The organism is Qipengyuania sp. CAU 1752, from assembly GCF_054482615.1.
Map to the genome: position 1 here is coordinate 963,263 of NZ_JBTLRE010000001.1, position 21,860 is coordinate 985,122.

25 protein-coding genes and 1 tRNA gene are annotated in these 21,860 nt (G+C 61.7%); 17 read left to right on the forward strand and 9 right to left on the reverse strand.

The window, feature by feature from the left end; genetic code table 11:
- Position 1: 1 nt before the first annotated feature.
- From hisB to pal, 12 genes are all read left to right on the forward strand, one after another.
- A complete protein-coding gene (gene hisB / locus ACXYL9_RS04640; protein ID WP_459038415.1) occupies positions 2-595 on the forward strand; it encodes an imidazoleglycerol-phosphate dehydratase HisB in 594 nt (197 codons plus the stop codon).
- Entirely contained in the window at positions 588-1,220 is a 633-nt protein-coding gene (gene hisH / locus ACXYL9_RS04645; RefSeq protein WP_459038416.1) for an imidazole glycerol phosphate synthase subunit HisH, read from the forward strand. The genes hisB and hisH overlap by 8 nt, the downstream gene beginning before the upstream one ends.
- Entirely contained in the window at positions 1,217-1,945 is a 729-nt protein-coding gene (gene hisA / locus ACXYL9_RS04650) for a 1-(5-phosphoribosyl)-5-[(5-phosphoribosylamino)methylideneamino]imidazole-4-carboxamide isomerase (protein WP_459038417.1), read from the forward strand. Before hisH ends, hisA begins: the two co-directional genes overlap by 4 nt.
- Positions 1,942-2,703 carry an imidazole glycerol phosphate synthase subunit HisF gene (gene hisF / locus ACXYL9_RS04655; protein WP_459038418.1) on the forward strand — a complete coding sequence of 254 codons (762 nt, stop codon included), beginning with the start codon at positions 1,942-1,944 and terminating at the stop codon, positions 2,701-2,703. Before hisA ends, hisF begins: the two co-directional genes overlap by 4 nt.
- Positions 2,704-2,755: 52 nt before the next feature.
- Positions 2,756-3,079: a phosphoribosyl-ATP diphosphatase gene (locus ACXYL9_RS04660; RefSeq protein WP_459038419.1), complete on the forward strand. Its 324-nt coding sequence runs from the start codon at positions 2,756-2,758 to the stop codon at positions 3,077-3,079.
- Between the two features lie 4 nt (positions 3,080-3,083).
- Positions 3,084-3,467: a histidine triad nucleotide-binding protein gene (locus ACXYL9_RS04665; protein ID WP_459038420.1), complete on the forward strand. Its 384-nt coding sequence runs from the start codon at positions 3,084-3,086 to the stop codon at positions 3,465-3,467.
- Positions 3,468-3,581: 114 nt separating this feature from the next.
- Positions 3,582-4,037, forward strand: coding sequence for a YbgC/FadM family acyl-CoA thioesterase (locus tag ACXYL9_RS04670; protein WP_459038421.1), 456 nt, complete (start codon positions 3,582-3,584; stop codon positions 4,035-4,037).
- Entirely contained in the window at positions 4,034-4,732 is a 699-nt protein-coding gene (gene tolQ, locus ACXYL9_RS04675) for a protein TolQ (RefSeq protein WP_459038422.1), read from the forward strand. The genes ACXYL9_RS04670 and tolQ overlap by 4 nt, the downstream gene beginning before the upstream one ends.
- Before the next feature lie 2 nt (positions 4,733-4,734).
- Positions 4,735-5,178 carry an ExbD/TolR family protein gene (locus tag ACXYL9_RS04680; RefSeq protein WP_459038423.1) on the forward strand — a complete coding sequence of 148 codons (444 nt, stop codon included), beginning with the start codon at positions 4,735-4,737 and terminating at the stop codon, positions 5,176-5,178.
- Positions 5,179-5,187: 9 nt separating this feature from the next.
- The gene (locus tag ACXYL9_RS04685; protein WP_459038424.1) at positions 5,188-5,994 is read left to right on the forward strand and encodes a hypothetical protein; all 807 of its coding nucleotides are present in this window, start codon (positions 5,188-5,190) and stop codon (positions 5,992-5,994) included.
- A gap of 2 nt (positions 5,995-5,996) precedes the next feature.
- Positions 5,997-7,400, forward strand: a complete 1,404-nt coding sequence (tolB, locus tag ACXYL9_RS04690; protein WP_459038425.1) for a Tol-Pal system beta propeller repeat protein TolB — start codon at positions 5,997-5,999, stop codon at positions 7,398-7,400.
- An 85-nt stretch (positions 7,401-7,485) separates the two neighbouring features.
- The gene (gene pal, locus ACXYL9_RS04695) at positions 7,486-7,992 is read left to right on the forward strand and encodes a peptidoglycan-associated lipoprotein Pal (RefSeq protein ID WP_459038426.1); all 507 of its coding nucleotides are present in this window, start codon (positions 7,486-7,488) and stop codon (positions 7,990-7,992) included.
- Between the two features lie 55 nt (positions 7,993-8,047).
- Here the strand turns inward: pal and ACXYL9_RS04700 are convergent, their stop codons facing one another.
- On the reverse strand, positions 8,048-8,203 hold the full coding sequence (locus ACXYL9_RS04700) for a hypothetical protein (RefSeq protein WP_459038427.1): 156 nt from the start codon (positions 8,201-8,203) through the stop codon (positions 8,048-8,050).
- Positions 8,204-8,367: 164 nt separating this feature from the next.
- Here ACXYL9_RS04700 and ACXYL9_RS04705 point away from each other — a divergent pair, with 164 nt between their 5' ends.
- Positions 8,368-8,901 (forward strand): J domain-containing protein, encoded by a 534-nt coding sequence (locus ACXYL9_RS04705; RefSeq protein WP_459038428.1) that lies wholly within the window; start codon positions 8,368-8,370, stop codon positions 8,899-8,901.
- A 16-nt stretch (positions 8,902-8,917) separates the two neighbouring features.
- Here ACXYL9_RS04705 and ACXYL9_RS04710 read toward each other — a convergent pair whose 3' ends face one another.
- The 5 genes from ACXYL9_RS04710 to ACXYL9_RS04730 form a co-directional block, all read right to left on the reverse strand.
- On the reverse strand, positions 8,918-9,682 hold the full coding sequence (locus tag ACXYL9_RS04710; protein WP_459038429.1) for an SDR family NAD(P)-dependent oxidoreductase: 765 nt from the start codon (positions 9,680-9,682) through the stop codon (positions 8,918-8,920).
- Between the two features lie 32 nt (positions 9,683-9,714).
- Positions 9,715-10,881: a formate-dependent phosphoribosylglycinamide formyltransferase gene (gene purT / locus ACXYL9_RS04715; protein ID WP_459039859.1), complete on the reverse strand. Its 1,167-nt coding sequence runs from the start codon at positions 10,879-10,881 to the stop codon at positions 9,715-9,717.
- 74 nt (positions 10,882-10,955) lie between these two features.
- On the reverse strand, positions 10,956-12,272 hold the full coding sequence (locus ACXYL9_RS04720) for a cystathionine gamma-synthase family protein (protein WP_459038430.1): 1,317 nt from the start codon (positions 12,270-12,272) through the stop codon (positions 10,956-10,958).
- Between the two features lie 165 nt (positions 12,273-12,437).
- On the reverse strand, positions 12,438-13,850 hold the full coding sequence (locus ACXYL9_RS04725) for an SLC13 family permease (RefSeq protein ID WP_459038431.1): 1,413 nt from the start codon (positions 13,848-13,850) through the stop codon (positions 12,438-12,440).
- A 109-nt stretch (positions 13,851-13,959) separates the two neighbouring features.
- Positions 13,960-15,114, reverse strand: a complete 1,155-nt coding sequence (locus ACXYL9_RS04730; RefSeq protein ID WP_459038432.1) for a DUF547 domain-containing protein — start codon at positions 15,112-15,114, stop codon at positions 13,960-13,962.
- 240 nt (positions 15,115-15,354) lie between these two features.
- On the opposite strand from ACXYL9_RS04730, the gene ACXYL9_RS04735 reads away from it, so the two are divergent.
- Positions 15,355-16,839: an HWE histidine kinase domain-containing protein gene (locus ACXYL9_RS04735; protein WP_459038433.1), complete on the forward strand. Its 1,485-nt coding sequence runs from the start codon at positions 15,355-15,357 to the stop codon at positions 16,837-16,839.
- A gap of 102 nt (positions 16,840-16,941) precedes the next feature.
- Here ACXYL9_RS04735 and ACXYL9_RS04740 read toward each other — a convergent pair whose 3' ends face one another.
- Both ACXYL9_RS04740 and ACXYL9_RS04745 read right to left on the reverse strand, forming a co-directional pair.
- Positions 16,942-17,547, reverse strand: a complete 606-nt coding sequence (locus ACXYL9_RS04740) for an outer membrane protein (RefSeq protein WP_459038434.1) — start codon at positions 17,545-17,547, stop codon at positions 16,942-16,944.
- 138 nt (positions 17,548-17,685) lie between these two features.
- Positions 17,686-17,776 (reverse strand) — tRNA-Ser (locus ACXYL9_RS04745).
- Positions 17,777-17,853: 77 nt separating this feature from the next.
- On the opposite strand from ACXYL9_RS04745, the gene ACXYL9_RS04750 reads away from it, so the two are divergent.
- The 3 genes from ACXYL9_RS04750 to ACXYL9_RS04760 are packed head-to-tail and all read left to right on the forward strand — an operon-like array spanning position 17,854 to position 19,657.
- The gene (locus ACXYL9_RS04750; protein WP_459038435.1) at positions 17,854-18,258 is read left to right on the forward strand and encodes a metallopeptidase family protein; all 405 of its coding nucleotides are present in this window, start codon (positions 17,854-17,856) and stop codon (positions 18,256-18,258) included.
- A gap of 38 nt (positions 18,259-18,296) precedes the next feature.
- Positions 18,297-19,346: a peptidylprolyl isomerase gene (locus tag ACXYL9_RS04755; protein ID WP_459038436.1), complete on the forward strand. Its 1,050-nt coding sequence runs from the start codon at positions 18,297-18,299 to the stop codon at positions 19,344-19,346.
- Positions 19,343-19,657, forward strand: a complete 315-nt coding sequence (locus tag ACXYL9_RS04760) for a DUF1905 domain-containing protein (protein WP_459038437.1) — start codon at positions 19,343-19,345, stop codon at positions 19,655-19,657. The genes ACXYL9_RS04755 and ACXYL9_RS04760 overlap by 4 nt, the downstream gene beginning before the upstream one ends.
- On the opposite strand, the gene ACXYL9_RS04765 is transcribed toward ACXYL9_RS04760, so the two are convergent.
- Positions 19,654-21,747, reverse strand: a complete 2,094-nt coding sequence (locus ACXYL9_RS04765) for a RelA/SpoT family protein (protein WP_459038438.1) — start codon at positions 21,745-21,747, stop codon at positions 19,654-19,656. The two genes, ACXYL9_RS04760 and ACXYL9_RS04765, sit on opposite strands and share 4 nt — an antisense overlap.
- Positions 21,748-21,860 lie beyond the last annotated feature (113 nt).

Below are 21,860 nucleotides of genomic sequence, written 5' to 3' on the forward strand. Positions count from 1 at the left end.
CATGCGCAGCGGGAAAATCGAGCGAAACACGGCGGAAACGAAGATCCTGGTCGAAATCGACCTCGACGGGACCGGCGCCTATGACGTTTCCACCGGGATCGGCTTTCTCGATCACATGGTTGAGCAGTTCTCGCGGCATTCGCTGATCGACGTCACCATGAGGGTCGACGGCGACCTGCATGTCGACCAGCACCACACTACCGAAGACAGCGCCATCGCACTGGGCCAGGCACTGGCGCAGGCACTGGGCGAGAAGGCGGGTATCGGAAGATATGGCCAGGCCTATTCGCCGATGGACGAAACACTTGCCCGGGTTGCGCTTGATATCTCGGGCCGCCCCTATACCGTGTTTCGCGCAGGGTTCAGCCAGGAAAAGCTGGGCGAATGGGACACCGAGCTGATCGAGCACTGGTTCCAGTCGGTCGCACAGGCCGCCGGAATTACGCTGCATATCGAACTGCTCTATGGCGCCAATAATCACCATATTTGCGAAAGCATCTACAAGGGCTTTGCCCGGGCCATCCGCCAAGCGGTCGAGATCGATCCACGCAAGGGCGGGGCGATCCCTAGCACCAAGGGGCAGCTTGGTGGCTGAGCTGATCGCGCTGATCGACTACGGCGCGGGAAATCTGCATTCGGTTCACAATGCGCTTAAGGCAGCGGGCGCGCATGGCGTCAAAGTCACCCACAATCCTGATCTGGTGCGCCGGGCCGATCGGGTCGTGCTGCCTGGCGTCGGTTCGTTCGGAGCCTGCGCCGCGGGATTGCGGGCGATAACCGGCATGATTGATGCGCTGGAAGAACGCGTTCTGCTCGGCGGTGCCCCGTTCCTGGGCGTATGCGTGGGCATGCAATTGCTGGCCACGCGAGGGCTCGAGCACGGCGAAACGCCGGGACTCGACTGGATTGGCGGCGAAGTGCGTCGGATCGATCCGTCCGATGCCACCGTGAAAGTGCCGCATATGGGCTGGAACGATGTTGCGCCAACCCCGCATGCGCGCCGTCATCCGATTATCGAACGGGGCGAGGCCTATTTCCTTCATTCCTACCATTTCCACGCTGACGAAGGGCGAGACGTGCTGGCGATGACCGACCATGGCGGCGGGCTGGTTGCTGCGGTCGCGCGCGACAATGTGGTGGGGGTGCAATTCCACCCTGAAAAAAGCCAGGCTTACGGACTTGGCCTGTTGGCGCGCTTTCTCGATTGGAGACCGGCATGATTATCTTTCCCGCCATCGACCTGAAAGGCGGCGAAGTCGTCCGGCTGGCCGAAGGCGATATGGACCGCGCCACCGTCTATGGCGACAACCCGGCCGCGCAGGCGCTGTTATTTGCCGAGGCCGGAGCCGAGCACCTGCACGTGGTCGACCTCGATGGAGCGTTCGCGGGCGAGAGCCGCAATGCGCAGGCGGTCGAGGCAATCGTCGAGCAATTTCCCGGTTATGTCCAACTGGGCGGGGGGATCCGCGATGCTGCGGCGGTCGAGGGCTGGTTCAATCTCGGCGTGGCCCGGATCGTGATCGGCTCGGCCGCGCTCAAGGACCCGCAATTCGTCAAGGACGTGGCGCGCGAATGGGAAGGCGGCATTGTCGTTGCTGTCGATGCCAAGGACGGCATGGTCGCGACCGAGGGTTGGGCGGAGGTTTCCGATGTGCCCGTGATCGACATGGCCCGGCGGTTCGAAGATGCAGGCGTCGCCAGTCTGCTGTTCACCGACATCGGGCGCGATGGCCTGCTCAGGGGCTGCAATGTTGATGCCACGGTGGAACTGGCGCGCCAGACCGACCTGCCGGTGATTGCCAGCGGCGGGGTCAAGGGGCTGGACGACATCCATATCCTCTCGCTCCACGCGCATGAAGGGATCGAAGGCGTGATCACGGGCCGCGCACTCTATGAAGGGCGGCTGGACCTGGCAGCAGCAATTGCGATGGGCGCGCGAGAATGACCGTCCGCATCCGCGTCATTCCCTGCCTCGACGTTGCCGATGGCCGCGTGGTCAAGGGCGTCAACTTCGTCGATCTGAAGGACGCCGGCGATCCGGTCGAGCAGGCCCGGGCCTATGATCAAGCGGGCGCAGACGAACTGTGTTTCCTCGACATTTCTGCCAGCCATGAAGGGCGTGGAACGCTGCTGGACGTGGTCCGCCGCTCGGCAGAGGTATGCTTCATGCCGCTGACTGTCGGCGGCGGAGTGCGCTCGGTCGAGGATGCGCGTGCGCTGCTACTGGCCGGCGCGGACAAGGTAGCAATCAACAGCGCCGCGGTTGCCCGGCCCGAACTGGTGGCCGAGGTGGCGCAGCGTTTCGGCAGCCAGTGCGTCGTTGCCAGCGTCGATGCGCGGCTGATGGGTGAGGGCCGGTGGGAGATATTCACCCACGGCGGGCGGCAGGCAACCGGCATCGATGCCATCGAATATGCAGAGAAGATCGCCGATCTCGGCGCGGGCGAACTGCTGGTCACCTCGATGGACGGCGACGGGACCAAGGCCGGCTACGACCTGCTGCTGACCCGCACCATTGCCGACAGCGTTTCGGTTCCCGTCATCGCCAGCGGCGGCGTCGGCACGCTCGACCACTTGGTAGAAGGCGTGACGCAAGGCCATGCCAGCGCCGTCTTGGCAGCCTCGATTTTCCATTTTGGCACCCATACGATTGCCGAGGCGCACCAAGCCTTGCGTGCTGCTGGTCTTCCGGCGCGACAATGAACCCTGGCTTCCCGGCTTGACGGAAGGCACCGCGGGCCTTCATGCGGGCGCCATGGACACCCTGAACCGTCTCGAAGCCGTGATAGCCCAGCGCAGCAATTCCGATCCGGCCACCAGCTATGTAGCCAAGCTCAATGCCAAGGGCGTGGCCGCCATCGCGCAGAAGGTGGGCGAGGAGGCGACCGAGACGGTGATCGCCGCGCTGACCGGAGAACAAGGCGATCTTGTGGGCGAAAGCGCGGACCTGGTATTCCACTTGCTGGTCCTGCTGCAGGCGCGCGATGTCCCGCTGGCAGACGTGCTGGCCGAACTCGACCGCCGTCACGGCGTTTCGGGCCTCGATGAAAAGGCCAGCAGAACCCCCGAGGAGTCGTAACCCCATGCCGATCGATGCCACCCAGCCTTACGATGACGGCAATATTTTCGCCAAGATCTTGCGCGGCGAGATACCGTCGAACAAGGTCTATGAGGACGATTGGGCCTTTGCGTTCGAAGATATCAACCCACAGGCCGAAATCCACACGTTGGTCATCCCCAAGGGGCGCTATGTCAGCTGGGACGATTTTTCCGCCGCGGCCTCCGACGCCGAAATTGGCGGGTTCGTGCGCGCAGTGGGCGAAGTTGCGCGGATGAAGGGACTGGTCGAACCCGGCTACCGGATGATGGCCAATGTCGGTCCCCACGGGGGCCAAGAAGTGCCGCACCTGCATGTCCATATTTTTGGCGGCCAGCCGCTCGGGCCGATGATTGCCCGGCGCGGTTGAGGCATTCATGCGCCTCGCTTCATCGCAGCGGTGAATCGTTTAGCCGCCGTTCAGGTAAGTCAGCACAATGGGCGCTTTGCAGCGAATCCTTGCTGCGCTAGGTGGCCCCTCGAAATGATAGAACCCACTCCTCCTGGCGGCGTGTTTGATGGCGTTGTGCACCTGTATGCGGTGCGGGTCTATTACGAGGACACCGATCTTTCGGGCGTCACCTATCATGCCAACTACCTGCGCTGGTTTGAGCGGGCGCGCTCGGACATATTGCGCCTGCTCGGCATAGACCAGCGGGCGGCCATCGAGGCGGGCGAGGGCGCCTATGCTGTCGCCGACATGAAGCTGAAATATCTCCGGCCCGCGCTGCTCGATGATGATGTGGTCATCCGCACACTCTGCACTCAACTGGGCGCCGCATCGGTTACCATGTACCAGCGCGCCTATCGCGGTGCCGATTTGCTGACCGAGGCGACTTTCCGTGTCGGCTTCGTCGCCCTCGATGGTCGCCCCCGCCGCCAGCCGGCTGCTTGGCGCAAAGCCTTCCAACCCGTTCTGTCCGAGGACATTTCCGAATGAACCTGCAACTTCTCGCTGCCGCTGCAAACGTCGGTCACCTCAACCCGCTGCAGCTTTTTCTCGATGCCGATATCGTGGTCCAGCTGGTAATGATCGGTCTGATCCTCGCCTCGATCTGGAGCTGGATGATCATCATCGGCTTCTCGCTTCGGATCGGAACGGTCCGCCGTCGTTCCAACGATTTCGAGCGCGAATTCTGGCAGGCCGACGATTTTGAATCGGTCATGGCGGTGCACCAGCAAAAGGATGTTCCTTCTGCACGCGTTGCGAGGGCGGCTATGAGCGAATGGAAGCGCTCGACCACGCGCGGGCTGAAAGACCGAGAGGCGGCGTCAAACCGGATGGCGTCGGCGCTTTCGAGCCAGGTGGCCGAAGAGGCTGATTCGCTGGCTGGTCGGCTCAATTTTCTCGCCACCACCGGCTCGGTCGCCCCCTTCGTCGGCCTGTTCGGCACGGTTTGGGGTATCATGAACAGCTTCTTCCAGATCGGGGTGCAGGAAAGCAGCTCGCTGGCGGTTGTCGCGCCGGGTATTTCAGAAGCACTGTTTGCCACCGCTATCGGGCTGTTCGCGGCCATTCCGGCGGTCATTGCCTACAACCGCTTCAGCAATGCGGTGAACATGTTCGAAGCGCGCCTGCAGCGCTTTGCAGACAAGTTTCACGCTAACCTCAGCCGCGAGCTGGAGCAGATATAGTCATGGCGATGGGTGTCCTTGCCTCCAGACGCGGGCGCAACAGCCGCCGCGCGCCCATGGCCGAAATCAATGTCACGCCTTTTGTCGACGTGATGCTGGTGTTGCTCATTATTTTCATGGTCACCGCCCCGCTGCTCAATTCGGGCGTACCGGTCGAATTGCCTGAAAGCCGGGCCAATGCGCTTCCCGACGAGCCGGAGACGGTGACGATCTCGATATCGGACGATGGCACCATCTATATTGACGATGCGCCGCAAATTCCCGGGCAACTGGCCGAATCTCTGGCAGCAATTCCGATGAGTTCGGAAGGGACGCCGCCACAGGTGACCCTGCGGGCCGACCGTACGCTCGACTATGGCCGGGTGATGGCGGTGATGGGCGAACTTAACCGGGCCGGTTTCAACGCCATCTCGCTGGTCACCAGCGGTTCAGACGAACAGCCATAGCTCGCAGGGATGATGCACCAACTCGCTCTTCGCCGCGAAGATGGCCTCGGTCTCGGGGTTGCGGTGGTGCTGCACCTGTTGCTGGTGGCGGCGCTGCTGTGGCAAATTCAGCGAGACAAGCGGGTGACTTTTGGCGGCGACGGCGCGGTGACGGTCACGCTTGCGGATGGGTTCGAAGAGGCCGGCGGTTCGATTGCGCTTGGCACTCCCGATGCCCCCACGATCACCGAGACGCCCGATATTGCTCCGCCCGAACCGCTTGCCGAGCCAGTGCGTGAAGTTGAGCGGCCGGTCGAAAGCCCCCCCGAGCCGCGTCGCCCCACCCGGACGACACAACCGGTGCGTGAAGTCAGCCCGCCAAAGCGTGAGCCGACTCCGGCGCGCCAGCCTGCAAGATCGACTGCGCGTGAAACCTCGCGAGGGTCGGAGGCAGGCCAGCGGACAGGACGCAGCGAAACCGGCTTTGACGGCGCGTTTGGTAATGGCAGCGGGTCGGGCAGCACTGCATCGGTCAAGGCCGATATCAAGGTCAGCATCGGGGCACAGGTCGCGCCGCATTGGAACAATTGCCGGGTCTCTGGGCTCGATATCGACCAACTGCGCGCAGTCGTCAGCTTCCGGATGGATCGCAGCGGCCGCGTCAGCTCGATCGGGACGCCCAGGATTTCGGGCGAAAACGCCAGCAATGCAGCCCAGGTTGGCCGCTTCAGCGAATGCGCGGTGCGGGCCCTGCGGCTGGTCGGAACCTTTGATGGTCTGCCCGAAGACAGGTATGACCTGTGGAGCGCCTACGAATTTGAATTCAGGAAACAATAGATATGCGGTTCTCGATCACCATCTCTGCCCTTCTCGCCTTTGGCCTGGCTGGCCCCGCGCTAGCTCAGGAAGAAGTCACGACCGTCGAGCCGAGCGGTGAACCGCGAGCGGCAGCGCAATCGGCCACCGGTAATGATACCGTCGGCCGCGAGACCGTGGTTGGCACACTGGGCGGTGACGATGTCGGAATAGCGATTCCCGCATTCGCAGCCGATCGCGATGTGTCGACGCCGGCTAATGCCAGCGGCACCTCGGCACTCGGTGTCGAGCTGGCGCGGGTCATCACCAATAACCTGCGCAACAATGGCCTGTTCAAGCCGACCGGCCCCGACAGCCTTCCGCGCCCGACCTTCCCGCAGATCACCGATCCGCAGTGGAGCACCTGGTCGAGCCGCGGTGCCGAGATGCTAGTCCACGGCTACGTTCGTGCGCGCGATGACGGCAAACTGATCGTTGGCTGCTATCTCTATGACATGGCGCTCAAGGACGAACTCGCGCGGAGCGGGTGGGTCGTACCACCGGCCGACTGGCGGCGCGCGGCGCATAAATGTTCGGACCTGGTCTATGCGCGCCTGACCGGGGAAAGCCCGTTCTTTGACAGTCGCATTGCATATATCGCCGAAACCGGCCCCAAGGATAACCGCACCAAGCGGCTGGCGATCATGGACAGCGACGGGGCCAACCATCGCTTCATCACTACTGGCCGGGCAACGGCGCTCACGCCGCGTTATTCGCCCGATTACCGCCGGTTGCTCTATCTCAGCTATGTCGACGGCAATCCGCGCATCTACATTTACGATATCGGCACCGGGCAGCAGCAGCTGGTCACCCAGAGCACCAACCCGACCTTCGCCCCGCGCTGGAGTCCGGACGGCAAGTGGATCCTCTATTCAATGGCGGTAAACGGCAATACCGATGTCTACCGCGTCAGCGCCGACGGCGGGCCGAGCGTGCGCCTGACGACGGAGCCGGGCATCGACGTCGGCGGCTCTTACTCGCCCGATGGCAGCCAGATCGTATTCGAAAGCGATCGTTCGGGGACCCAGCAGATTTATGTGATGAACGCTGACGGGTCGAACCAGCGGCGGATCAGTTTCTTCGGAGGTCGGGCTGCAACACCCGAATGGAGCCCGCGCGGTGACCAGATCGCCTTCACCTACATTCCCGGCGACTTCAACATCGCCGTGATGAGCCCGAACGGGCGCAACTTCCGCAAGCTCTCAAACGGCTGGCAGGACGAAGCGCCAACATGGGCGCCCAATGGCCGTATCATCCAGTTTTTCCGCACCGAGCGGAATTCGGGGCGTACGGCACTCTACCAGGTTGATCTAACCGGCGAGAACATGCGCCGGCTAGAAACACCTGTGGATGCTTCGGATCCTGCTTGGGGACCGATTCTACCGTAAGAGCGTTGAATTGATACCGAAGAAAACAGGGAACGGGTCGCGCCGTGAAATCTGGGGGCAACCAGTTTTTGGTGAGGAAACAGTCATGAACATGAAATTTGCTGCAATTGTCCTGCTGGCCGGAACGACCAGTCTCGCCGCTTGCAAATCGAAGGCTCCCGAAGAGCTGCCGCCGGGCCCAGGCCCGGTGACAACTGCGCCCGTCCAGGCTCCGACCGGCCCTGCGGTGGGTTCGCAAGAACATTTCGTTCGCGCCGTTAACGGTCAGAACGTGATTTTCTTCGATACCGACCGCTACAACATCGATAGTGCGGACGCCGCTGCCCTGCAGACACAGGCACAGTATCTTTCGCAATATCCCAATGTCTCGGTCACGATCGAAGGTCATGCCGATGAACGCGGTACGCGCGACTACAACCTCGCGCTAGCCGAACGCCGGGCCAATGCGGCCAAGAACTATCTCGTAAGCCTTGGCGTTGCGGCCAGCCGCGTTTCTACCGTCAGCTATGGCGAGGAACGCCCGGTCGCGACCGCTTCGACTCCTGAAGCTTGGGCGCAGAACCGCCGTGCCGTAACCGTGGTCATCAACTAGGACCTGCGGAACCGATAAGTCGAACCGATCCTCGCCATGCGCGAGGGTCGGTTCGCTATCGCGAAATAATCGCCGAGATGGCGAGAGGTGTTTCGATCCCGGCTTTGCTCCCGGACCCGGTAAGCGAACCGGCTGACACGGCAAACAGTGCGAGCGTCAGAACGCTGACTATGCTGGAAAATCGTAACTGGCGGCTCATCTGGCGGTACATCGGGTTCTCTTCTCAGCTTCGGTTGTGCTGCTAGCGCACATCGATTAAGGATCTGTTGCACTGCAACATTTCGTATTGCAACTAGTTCCCGAACTTCCCTTGCTTCGCAAGAACACCTAGATTGACCGTCATGATCGCCCGACCAACTGCATTGCCGACAACCCGTGGCTAAAGCGCGCCGTTCAAATGACTGGGGCTTCCCCCGCTGGCGTGGCTATGAAGCTTCACGCGAGGCCGCGAGCGTCCGGCTGTGCGACCGCCATGGCTGTGACGAGCCGGGCAATTGTCCAGCCCCCAAGGCTCCCAACAGTCCCGAACGCTGGCATTTCTGCCAGAAGCATGCTGCCGAATACAATTCCAAATGGGACTATTTCGAAGGTCTCGACAAGGCTGAGAAAGCCGCCCGCACCAAGACCGAACAGGCCGAAAGCGCCGGCTATGCCGAGGCATCGCATTACGGCTGGGCAGGGTCGGGCGATGGTTCGCGGTCGGTTGACGAGATGCGCGCGCTCGAGGTTCTCGGCCTCGAAGCCGATGCCGATTTTACCGCGATCAAGCGCGCCTGGCGTGTGAAGGCCAAGGCCGTGCATCCGGATGTAAAGCCCAACGACGCCGACGCCGCAGAGGAATTCCAGAAGCTACAGCTGGCCTACGAAATCCTCAAAGCCGCCGAAGAACGTCGCGAGTGGAAGGGCTAGGCGCGGCGGACATCCTTTAAGGATTGTCGTTCCACCACGGTGTGTCTGTCCAGGGCCTGAGATCGAGCTCGTGGGTCCAGGCGCTGCGCGGTTGGTGGGCGAGGTGCCAATAGGTTTCGGCAATCGCTGCCGGATCGAGCACGCCGTCTTCACCCTTCGATGCCTTGTAGGCTTCGAATCTATCGCCGAGCATCTTGCCGAGCGTGTCCGGCGCATCGACGGCACCATCGACGACCACGTGAGCAACGTGCACGCCCTGGCTGGAGAATTCGGCGTTGAGGGCCTGGCAGAGCATCCGGCGGCCACCCATGGCAGCAGCATGGCTCGCCTGACCTGAATTTCCCCGCATCGCAGCGGTCGCGCTGGTGACGAGCAGCGTTCCCTGACCACGCTCGGCCATGCGCGGGAGCAGCGCCTTGGCGAGGCGGAACGGCGCGAATGTCGCAAGCCTCCAACCCATCTCGAATGCCTTGAGCGAAGTGTCGGCGATCGGACGATTGCCGATCTGCGCCCCGAGATTGAACAGCGCCGCCTCGACGGGGCCGACGGTGCGCTCAACATCTTCGACGAGGTCTTCGATGGCTTCAGGCAGTGATACATCCAGCAGCCGTCCACTGGCTTCGCTTCCCGCCTCGCCGATCTGGCGGACCAGACGCTGCAACCCTTCTTCATCGCTGCGCCGGGCAAGCACGGCGTGATAGCCACCATTTGCGAAGCGTTTGGCGGCGTGGCCGCCGATACCGGCACCGGCACCGATTACGAGGAAAACGGGCTTGCTCATGGCACTCTCCTGGAACGGCGAGATCGCCGGTTTCAATAGTGAAGCTGCACCTTCCCGGCCGCGGCAACAGCCTTCTGGCGCGCGGTGTCGGTATCTCCAGCTGTTGCCAACGCTACTCCCATGCGGCGATAGGGGCGGGTGGTCGGCTTGCCAAAAATCCGAACATCGGCACCATCCGCCATCGCGTTGGCAAGGCCAGAATAGCTGATCTGGCCGCTTTCTCGATCAGCCAAAATGACCGCACTCGCAGCAGGCCGGGCCTTCAATTCGGCGGGGATCGGCAGTCCCATTATGGCGCGCGCGTGGAGATCGAATTCGGACAGGTTCTGGCTGACCGAAGTGACCATGCCGGTATCGTGCGGGCGGGGCGACAGCTCGGAAAATATCACTTCATCGCCTTTGACAAAGAACTCTACACCGAACAGGCCGTAGCCCCTGCCATTACCCTCCAATGCCTCGACTACCTTGGCTGCCATTTCCTGCGCCTCGGCAAGGGCCTTGGCGGACATGGGAGCGGGCTGCCAGCTTTCGCGATAGTCACCGCGCTCTTGCCGATGTCCGATCGGTGAGCAGAAGGATATTCCGCCTGCGTGGCGAACGGTCAGCAGCGTGATCTCGTAATCGAAATCGATGAACTGTTCGACGATGACGCGGCTGCGGTCGCCGCGCATGTTGGCGACGGCGTAATCCCACGCTTCTTCCAACGTAGCGGCATCGCGAACGGTGCTCTGGCCCTTGCCGCTCGACGACATCACTGGCTTGATGACGCAGGGAAATCCCGTGAACTCGGCAGCGGCCTGAACTTCGTCAAGGTTCTTGGCATAGCGATAGCGCGAGGTGACAAGGGCCAGCTCCTGTGCCGCCAGGTCACGGATCGCATCGCGGTTCATGGTCAGCTGGGTGGCGTGTGCGGAGGGAACGACATTGAAGCCCTCGGTTTCGATCTCGGCCAGAACCTCGGTGCGGATCGCCTCGATCTCGGGCACCACGTAATCGGGCCGGTGTCGGTGGACTGCCGCGCGCAAGGCGGCCCCGTCGAGCATCGAGAAGACCTCGCAGGCATCGGCGACCTGCATTGCCGGCGCATCGGCGTAGGCATCGCAGGCGATCACGCAGGCTCCCAGCCGCTTGGCCGAGATCACGAATTCGCGGCCCAGCTCGCCCGATCCGAGCAGGAGGATTTTCGCAGTGTAGGCCATCGGACTCCCATTCGCTTGCGTCACCGCGCGACACCTAGCGGTGTGGTGCAGCGACGCAAGCGCAAGGAGCGATTTCAGACCGCGTCGAGTGCCTGTTTGAAATCGGCGATCAGGTCGTCCGCATCCTCGATCCCGATGCTGATTCGCACGAGGCTATCGGTGATGCCGAGCGATTGCTTGCGCGCATGGGGCACCGACAGATGCGTCATGCTGGCCGGATGGCTGGCGAGCGTCTCGGTCCCGCCCAGGCTGACGGCCAGCTTGGCGATCTTGAGATTGTCGAGGAATCGAAAGCTTTCTTCCTCGCCACCCTTGATGAACAGCGAGAACGTGCTGCCCGCGCCAAGGCAATGGCGGTCATAGATGTCCTTCTGGCGGGCATCCTTGATCATGCCGAGATAGCCGAGGCCTTCTACCTTGGGATGCTGGCTGAGGAATTCGCACACCTTGGCGGCATTTTCGCCCGCGCGCTGCATCCGCAGTTCGACGGTTTCGAGGCTGCGGCACAGCATCCATGCGGTGTTGGGATCGGCAATGCCGCCCATCGTGTTGCGCAGGGCGCGGACCGGGTCCATCCACTTCTTCGCGCCGGCAATTGAACCTGCCACGAGGTCAGAATGGCCGCCGACATACTTGGTCAGCGAATAGGCCACGATATCGGCGCCGTGGTCGAGCGGGCGCTGCCACAGGGGCCCAAGAAAGGTATTGTCGATAGCGATCGGGCACGAAGCGTCGAGCACCGCATCGCGTGCATCGCGCACGGCCTCGACATCAACCAGCGCATTGGTCGGATTGCCGGGGCTTTCGAGATAGACCATCGCCACCTTGCCGCCCTGGCCGTCGGCTTGTGCCTTGGCCTTCTTGAGCACTTCGTCCAGTTCGTCGCGTGTCGCGCCGGCGGGGAAATCGACATAGGTGATGCCGAATTTCGACAGCACCTTGGCCACGAAGCCTTCGCTGGCAGCGTAGAGCGGTCCAGAATGGACGATGACGTCGCCGGCGCTGCAATACGCCAGCATCAGCACGCAGATCGCGGTCATGCCGCTGGAGAAGGACAGTGCATCTTCGGCACCGTCCCAGATCGCCAGGCGATCTTCGAGGATTTCCTGGTTGGGGGCATTGAATCGCGAATAGACCAGGCCCTCGGCCCCGCCTTCGCGGATGCCGGTGATGCCTTCGAAATGGCGCTTACCGGCGGCGGCGTTTTCAAAAGCGAAAGTGCTGGTGAGGAAGATCGGGCTCTTCAGCGACCCTTCGGACAGGGCCGGGTCATAGCCGTGCCCCATCATCAGGGTGCTCGGCTTCATCTCGCGCCCGGCCAGTTTGGCCTTTTTGGGCTTGGGATTGCGGCGCGGGGTGGGTTGATCAGTTGAATCGACGGCATCGGTCATCGAAAGATGACTCCTTCCTAAAATTGGGCGCCCCCAGGAAGGCAGGGGCTGATTATGCTCCGGGGCCGCCCGCTCCTAACCTCCGCAGGAGCGCATCTGCACCAGGGCCGAACTGCGCGCCGAATATCGCGCCCGGGCGTGCATCGCAACCGGTTGCATGTGAAATCAGCCGACCAAGGTCGCGATCAGCCAGACCATTGCCACGATCAACACGATACCGATCAGGTCGAGCAGGAAGCCGGCGCGGACCATTGCCCCAATGCGAATGTGCCCGGTCGACCATGCGATGGCGTTTGGGCCAGTCCCCGCAGGCAACATGAAGCCCCAACTCGCCGCGAGTGCCGCAGGCAGGGCCAGCAACACCGGGTCGGCACCCAGCACGGCGATCAGGCTGGCGACAACCGGGATGATGGCGCTGGCAGTGGCTACGTTGCTGGCGAATTCGGTAATCAGCACGACCATGGCCACAATTGCCAGTGCGACCAGCACCAGCGGCACCGCAGCCAGCGGCAGCAGCGCATTGCCGAGCCACTCGGCAAGGCCGCTCGCGCTCATTCCAGCGGCCAGCGCCAGTCCTCCGCCGAACATCATGATGACACCCCAGGGCGCGCGGTCGGCTTCCTTCCACACCAGCAACGGGCGTCCAGTGCCGTCAGGCAGAAGGAACAGCGCCAGGCTGGCGGCGATGGCAATGGTCCCGTCGGTCAGCGATCCGGCGGGCAGGTAATCCGCGAGGATCGGGCTCGTCATCCACATCAGAAATGTCAGCGCGACGACGGGCACCAAACGGCGTTCCGCGCTCGACCAGGCATGTTCGACACGGATGGCTTCGCGCGCACCGGCTACGTCGAATGGATGGGCGGCAACCTTCTGCACGCGCGCGATGATAGCGGCCGCGATCGGTATGCCGATAACGACAATTGGCAAGCCATAGAGGGTCCATTGGGCGAAAGTAATCCGAACACCGATAGTGGTGTCGAGCAGGCCGACGGCGATGGCATTGGTGGGCGATCCCACCATAGTCCCGAGGCCACCGATACTCGCCGCGAAAGCAATACCCATAGGTAGTGCACCAGCCAGACCCTCGCGCTCCTCGGCAGCGATCCCGCCGCCGGAAAGCACTGCCAAGGCCATCGGCATCATGATCAATGCGGTCGAAGTGTTGGAGATCATCATCGAGAGCAAGGCAGCGCTGATCATGAAAGCCAGCAGCAGCCGTGACTGCCCGCCACTGGTGCCGATTGCTCGCAGGATGCCAAGGCTCAGCCGTCGATGCAGCCCGGTTCGCTCGATCGCCAGCGCGATGAAGGCTCCGCCCAGAAGAAGGAACAGGATCGGCGAGTAATAGGTCGAGGCCGTGGCTTGTGCGTCGGAAACACCGGCAAATGGCAGCACCAGAAACGGCATCAGCGCGGTCGCAGTGAGCGGTAGCGCTTCGGTCATCCACCAGCTCGCCATCAGCACGACCAGCCCGGCAACGATGAAGGCTTCGCGGCTCATCCCCGCAGGTGGCGGGGCAAAAATGCCTACCAGAAGCGCGATGGCGCCAAGATAAAGGCCGATCCGCTGCGGCGTCATTTTTCGAATTGTCCCCCTCCAGCCCCTCCGTCGCGATCCGTGCGAAAGCGGGTGGTGCCTGTCCTAGCGTTCAGGTGCGGGAGGGCAAGTCCACGCACTGGCGGAGCGGCTATTCGACGATGTAGCCATCCTTGTTTTCCGGGTTCTGCATGTCGATTACGATCACCCGCGGGGTCAATTCCTTGCGCCGGATCAGCTCGTTGATCTTGCGCCGCTGTTCCAGCACCAGACGCGCCACAGAGCGCGGGACGCGTGCGCCGGCCGGTTCTGCGCCTGCCAGCCCGCCGGTATCCTCCAGCACGTAAGACAGTGTCGGTTCGCGCTGGCCATTGGCGAGATCGGCAATGTCGGTTTCATACAGCGAGGCGTCGATCCTGTCGGTCTCCTCGACAATGCCGGCGACCTCGTCACGGGCGTAGCGGTCAATATGCGCTCGCAGGTCGGTATTCCAGTTGTTGAAGTGAAACGGAGCCGCTTCCTCGTAGATTTTCGAGACGTGCATCGTGCTGCCCCGCTTCTCTACCGCGCGCAGGCTGTTGATGAAATCGCGCGCGCCGTCTTCGAGCAAGCGCGAGACGTTACGGGCGGTATAGGCCTCGGCCATGATCGACGGGCCGCCGATTTCGCCACGGAAAAAGCCATAGATGACCTTGGGGTCGCTCCAGTTGGGATAGACGATCCGGGTTCGGATATCTTTCGGGCTCATCGCAATCCCACGGATGTTAATCACCTTCGCATCGTCGAGCGGCACCTCGTCGGCGCCGAATTTCGAAAGTGTCGGCGAACGCACCGGGTATTCCTGTGCAAGTTGTTCGATCACCGTCGCATTGTGCAGGTTGATCCAGAAAGCCAGTTGTTCGTTGCGGGGCAGGGCGGCGATGTCGATTGTGTTGGCAGTCGCTTCCAGATCCCGTTTGTACGCGGTCAGGCTGTCGATGATGTCGCGATCGAGGAATGAGAAGATCACCCGGTTGCCTTCAAGCCGATAACGCGATGTATGGCCCCAGGTGCGCCGCGAACCGGTCCCTGGCTCGGGCGTAGCGGCCGCCTGGCGCGAAGAGCGGCCCATCCGGAACACCATGTATTTCAGCGCATCGTCCCACACCGTGTAATCGATGGAAGTCGCCTGAACCTGCGTGCTTGGCACGAATTGCTCAAACCCGGCCTGCCCACTTGGATCCTGTGCGTTAGCAGATACTGCGGATGTGATGGCCAGGGTCGCGGCCAGAGCAATACATCTGGCAATAGGGGCAAGGCGGTCCATCAGTTGAAGCTCCAGTTAGGCAAGTTGGGCCGGACGGCCATTTCGAAGATGCAACTAGCTCTTAGCGGGGTGGCCGGAAAAAGGCACCGGAAGTCTGTCGGTCGCATTGGGGAATCGATTAACGACATGAGACGTTAGGAGCGTCTGTTCGCAAGAATCATTATGATTTTACAACGACAAGCAACATCTGTTTGCCAGCTCGGCCTCTCTCGCATAGTTTGTTTTGTGAGGGCAGAGCAGATGAACATTCCAGAGTCGCTTGAGACGAAAAGTGGACTGTCGATTTCCACGGCTTACCAGCTTGTGACGTCGACTGCCGGGCATATCGGTGAAGCCTTTTTCCCGGCGGTCGCAAAGGCGATTGCAGAAGCTGTCGGTGTCCGCTGGGTGCTCATAAGCAAGCTGCACCGGACCAATTCAGGCAAGGCGGAAACAGTGGCCGCCTGGGACAATGGGCCCTCCGATAACATGGTCTATGACCTGGCAGGCTCCCCTTGCGAGAACATCCTTACCCAGGGCAGCTGCAAATACGCCTTCGACCTGCAGGATCGATTCCCTGCCGACAGCATGCTGCAGGAAATGGGCGCGCACTCCTATGTCGGGACGCCGCTGAGATCCTCGAGCGGGAAAGTCCTCGGGTTGATCGCTGTCCTGCATGATGCTCCGATGAGGAATGAGAGCGAAATCGCTGCGGCTGTCGAACTGGTGGCCGACCGGACCGGTGCCGAGCTCGAGCGGCTGGCGGCCAGGACGCTCACCGAGCGCCTCGGTCGGATGGTCGAGGAATCGGTCAGTGAAGCCTACGTGTTCTCGGGCGACACCTACAAGTTTGAACTGGTCAATAGCGGAGCCCGTGAGAATCTGGGCTATTCGATGGAAGAGCTATCGGAACTCACGCCGTGGGATATCAAGCCGGATTTCTCGGAGGAGGAATTCAAGGCATTCGTCGCCCCCCTGCTCGCAGGCGAGGTAAAGGATCAAAGGTTCGAGACGCGCCACCAGCGAAAAGACGGGTCATTCTACCAGGTAGATGTTCGGCTCCAATTCTATCCCGGCGTCGACAACGTGTTTTTCGCCTCGATCACCGACATCACCGACCGCAAGGAATCGGAGCATCGCGAGAAGCTTCTGGCACGCGAAGTCAATCACCGCTCGAAGAACCTCCTGAGCCTGGTCCAGGTCATCGCCCGCCAAACTTCGGCCCGGCACCCAACCGAATATGTCAGCCGGCTGGAGGAGCGGATTGCCGCGCTTGCCGCAAACCAGGACGTGCTCGTAAACAGTGGCTGGCGACGCATTCCGCTCGAGGCTTTGGTCGAGTCCCAACTGGCTCACCTCAAGGGCTTCCAGTCGCGCATAACGACTTCTGGTCCCGCGGTGCAGCTCAAGCCTCCTGCGGCGCAAGCAATCGGTATGGCGATCCACGAACTGGCCACCAATGCGATCAAGTATGGGGCGCTGTCCGATGACGAAGGCATCATCTCCATCGATTGGACCGTCGATCCAAATAAGCAGAAATTTGTTTTCCGATGGGTCGAAACTGGTGGACCGGAAGTAACCGAGCCACAAGACAAGGGGTTCGGATCGGTAGTGATCGTGCGGCAGCCGCAGGCTGCGCTCAAAGCGGACGTGACAATCGAATACCGGAAAGAAGGCTTGTTTTACCAGATCGAGAGCCCGTCCGAACTTGTCCTCGATACCGGAGTAGTTCCGGCGAACGACTAACACAGGGTCGCGGCGATTGCGGTGCGGGGGCCGCGTCCCTGCGAACACGGCCCCCGCACATTCATTTGGCCAGGGGCGACAAGGCGCCAGGCCTTGTGTTTCTCAGAAACGGATACCCAGACCGGCTACGAGCTGATCCGTGGTGGCATCGCCATAGGCGCCCTCGCCGAGGTCCTTATAACGCGACCGGCGGTATTCGACCCGGGCCTCGAGAGGTCCGGGAAGCTGCACCTGCACGCCGCCACCAAAGCGAATGCCCCCGGCATTGTTTTCCAGCTCATTCAGCGATCCGGAGGTGGTGAAGGCCTTGGTGTCGAGCGCGGTGTAACCAAGCTTGCCATAGGCCGCGATCCCGGACGTTAGCCCGATGCCGGCGCGAAGGCCGACGTAATACTGCCCGTTGGCCTCGAGCCCATCGCGGGCCCCCGAGAAGCTGGCAGGGAAGCTTGTTGAGCCGCCGCTGGTCGACAGTTCGCCTTCAACCCCGACAAATGCATTGCCGAGGTCAAGGTCATAGCCGGCATTGATACCGTAGACGGCGGAATCGGCCGTTGCTGTGGCAGACCCGTCAGTTGATTCCACGTCGAGGCCCTCATAGCCCCCGATCACGCCGACGAACGGGCCGCCGGATGCGCCGGTCTGCTGGGCCATGGCCGGAGTTGCGGCGAGACCCACAGATGTGACAGCCAGTGCAAGAAGCATTCTCATTCAAAAAATCCTTTCGATAACAATTATCCATCGCCTGATTCACCCTGCCGGGTTGCGCAAGGATGAACTGCCCGATGACTCGGGCTGGAAGCGCGGCGAACTGGTCTGACGGCAAGCCGGAAGAGGAAATCCAGGGAATGGCGGAGCGGGTGGGATTCGAACCCACGATACGGGGTTACCGTATACACACTTTCCAGGCGTGCGCCTTCGACCACTCGGCCACCGCTCCGCGCGCCATGTTGGCGAAGGCGGGCGTCTAGCGAGCGCGGCTTGCAGGCGCAAGTGGCTCGTCCTACTTCGGCCAATATGACCCGCACATTCGGTACGCCCGTCAGTCTTGCAGAAATGGAACAGATCGGTCGCGCCGCGCTCGAACGGCTGCCGACGCACTTCCGTAGCCAGATGGGCGACGTGGTGTTCCAGGTCGAGGATTTCGCAGATGCAGAGACGTTGGCAGACCTAGGCATCGAGAACCCGTTCGAACTGACCGGGCTTTACGAAGGCCATGCGCTGCCTGACCGCAGTATCGAGCAATCGGGCACTTTGCCCACACGCATCCGATTGTTCCGACGCCCGATCCTCGACGAATGGGCCGAGCGCGGCAATGAGGCGCTCGAGCACCTTGTCGCGCATGTCGTGATCCACGAGGTCGGCCACCATTTCGGCCTCAGCGACGAGGATATGCACGCGCTGGAAGATGCCGAGGGATAGGGATTGCCTTTGCCCCGCGTCATGGCACAAGGTGTTGTATGAAAAAGCTTCTCATCACCACCGCCGCCGCACTCGCTCTCGCCCTTCCTGCCATCGCTCAGGACGAACCGGCCGAAGCACCGAGTCCGAACCAGATCGTCGATGCCGCTCCGGCCAGCGAATGGGTCACAATCGCACCCGAAGACCTGCTGGTGATGACCCTTGCGCCCGACGCAGGGGGCAATGCGCGCGAAGTAGTGATCCAGCTCATGCCAGCGCCTTTCAGTCAGGGCTGGGTCGAGAACATCCGCACGCTCGCACGCGCCGGCTGGTATGACGACATTACCGTAAACCGGGTGCAGGACAATTACGTCGTCCAGTGGGGCGATCCCAATAACGATAATCCCGAAGCGGAGGGCGAGGCCAAGCCGCTGCCGGCAGGGTTGAGGGTGGTGAGGGAAGAGGATTACTCAGTCATCCGTCCGGCACTTTTACAGAAGCTACAGGACAAATTCAGGGGACAGAAGCTGGGCTCCGCTGGTGCGGCGATATTGCAGGCCATGAAAGTGGAGCAGCCGACCCTGCGGGGAATTCGTCGCGACCCTCCTGGGAACCCTGACCCCTATTCGATCTTTTCCGGCACTCTTAAAGGCTGGCCAGTGGGCTCGGACACCGACCGGCTTTGGCCCGTCCATTGCTACAGCATGGTTGGTGTAGGGCGCGGCTACTCGCCGGACACTGGCTCGGGCGCGGAGCTGTACACTGTAATCGGTCATGCGCCCCGGCATCTTGACCGCAACATCGCGCTGGTCGGACGGATCATCGAAGGGATGGAGCATCTCTCCTCGCTCCCGCGCGGCTCAGGCGCACTGGGATTCTATACCGAGGACGAGTTCGATAAGCGGACCCCCATCCTCTCGGTCCGAGTCGCCAGCGACATGACGCAGTTTCCACTGCCGAAGTTCCAATATCTTTCCACGGAAAGCGACACCTTCGCCAAATATGCAGACGCGCGTGCCAACCGACGCGATCCGTTCTTCATCCACCCTGCAGGCGGCGCCGACATCTGCAATATTCCGGTGCCGATACGCCGCGTCCCAACGGAGTGAGCAAAACACTTACCGTCACCGTGCCGCTCATCGTGTGGCAGGGTGATCGGGGTACTTATCACCTGGTCGAGATCAAAGGCGAGGCGGCCGGAACCATCGCCACGCACGCGCGATTGCACCGCCTGGAGTTCGGCCGGCGGCGCGGGTTCGGCTCCGTCAAGGTGCTGGCGCAGATCGGCACCACGCAATGGAAAAGCTCGGTTTTCCCAGCCAAATCGGGTGGATGGATCCTGCTGGTGAGCAAGAAAGTGATGCGCGCCGAGGGAATTGGCGCTGGCGATGAATTGAGCGTCGTGCTCGAACTGCTCTAGATACGCTCTGCCTGGGCCACCGCATCGCTGGCACGCAATGCGCTCAACATGCGGGTGAGGTGGGCCAGGTCCTGCACCTCCAGATCGATGTCATAGCTGGTGAAGGGGTGGTCGAGCGTGGTCTGGACCAGGCTCATCACGTTGACGTGGTTCTTGGCGAAAATATTGGCCATTTCCGCCAGCGTTCCGGGCCGGTCGTAGAGGGTCACTCGCAGGCGACCGACCGCGCCCTGGCTGCGCTTACCCCATTGCAGGTCGATCCAGTCGCTGTCGATCCCGCTTGCAAGAGTCAGGCAGTCGATCGTGTGCACCTCGACCCCTTCGCCGGGCTTGCGAGTGCCGACAATCCGGTCGCCCGGAACCGGGTGGCAGCATTCGGCCAAGCGGAAACCGACCCCGGGAGTGAGCCCGCGTATCGATATGGCCTTGTCGCGCTTGGACCAGTCGGGCGCATCCTCTTCGAAATTGGCGGTGCAGCCCGGGACCAGCGCTTCCATTACCTGCTGGTCCTCGATCTCGGCCGCGCCAATGGCGTGCATGAGGTCTTCCTCCTCCTCCATTTCCAGCCGCTTGAGCGCTTCACGCAAGGCTTTCTTGCCGATCTTTGCCGGCACGCGAGCCGCGATATCATCGAACAGTTTGCGGCCCAGTTCAGCCACTTCTGCGTATTCTTTTTGCCTGACGGCGCGGCGGATTGCGGCGCGCGCCTTGCCGGTAACCACGAAGCCCAGCCAGTTGAGCTGTGGCTCCGCTTCCCTGCCCTTGATGATCTCGACCACGTCGCCATTGTTCAGCACCGTGCGCAGCGGCATGTGCCGCCCGTTGATCATTGCCCCCACGGTCTGCGCACCAAGATCGGTATGGACCGCGAAGGCAAAATCGACCGGCGTTGCACCCTTGGGCAACTGGAACAGCGCACCCTTGGGGGTGAAGGCGAAGATGCGGTCCTGGTAGATCGCCAGCCGCGTGTGCTCGAGCAATTCCTCGGCATCATGGCTGGCATCAACGATCTCGATCAGGTCGCGCAGCCAGCCGACCGCGCCATCGGGCGTTTCATGTTGTTTGTAAGCCCAGTGCGCGGCGAGCCCGAATTCGTTGCGCTGGTGCATCTCGCGGGTACGGATCTGCACCTCGACCCGCATCGAGTTCTCGTAAATCAGCGAGGTATGGATCGAGCGGTAGCCGTTGTTCTTGGGCGTCGAGATATAGTCCTTGAACCGGCCAGGGATAAACTGCCAGACATTGTGCAGTACGCCCATTGCGCGATAGCAGTCGTCGATGTTGTCGGTGATGATCCGGAAAGCGAAGATGTCTGTCACTTGTTCGAAGTTGACGTGGCGCTCGGCCATCTTCGTCCAGATCGAATAGGGATGTTTCTCGCGACCTGAGACTTCGACTTTCAACCCAGCTTCGGCGAGCGCCTGCTTGATCTTGAGCGCGATAGCGTCGACCTGGCCACCGTCCTGGTCGCGGATCTGCGTAAGGCGATCGGTGATCGTCTTGTAGGCATCGGGCTCGAGCTGTTCGAAGGCCAGCGCCTGCATTTCGCGCATGTACTCGTACATGCCGATCCGCTCGGCCAGCGGGGCGTAGATGTCCATCGTTTCGCGGGCGATACGCTGTCGCTTCTCCGGCTTGGATATGAAGTGCAGCGTGCGCATGTTGTGAAGCCGGTCACCCAGCTTGACCAGCAGCACGCGGATATCCTCGCTCATTGCCAACAGGAACTTGCGCAGGTTTTCCGCCGCGCGCTCGTTCTCGGGCATCTGCTCGATCTTTGACAGCTTGGTCACACCATCGACAAGCCGGGCGATATTCTTGCCGAAATTAGCCTCGATATCCTCGATCGTGGCGAGCGTGTCCTCGACCGTGTCGTGCAACAGGGCGGTAATGATCGAATCCTGGTCGAGCTTCAGATCGGTCATCAGCCCGGCGACCTCAACCGGGTGGCTGAAATAGGGGTCGCCGCTGGCGCGTTTCTGGCTGCCATGTTTCTGAACGGTATAGACATAGGCGCGGTTGAGCAGCGCCTCGTCGGCGTCCGGATCGTATGCCTTGACCCGTTCGATCAGTTCGTATTGCCGCAACATGTATGTAGGAATGTGAGGGACCGGGGAAATATTGCAATGCAAAATGCATATTTAAACCTGTCGCGAGCACCTCGCGACCGCTCTCTTAACGTCCGCTCGGGCTATGCCGGTCG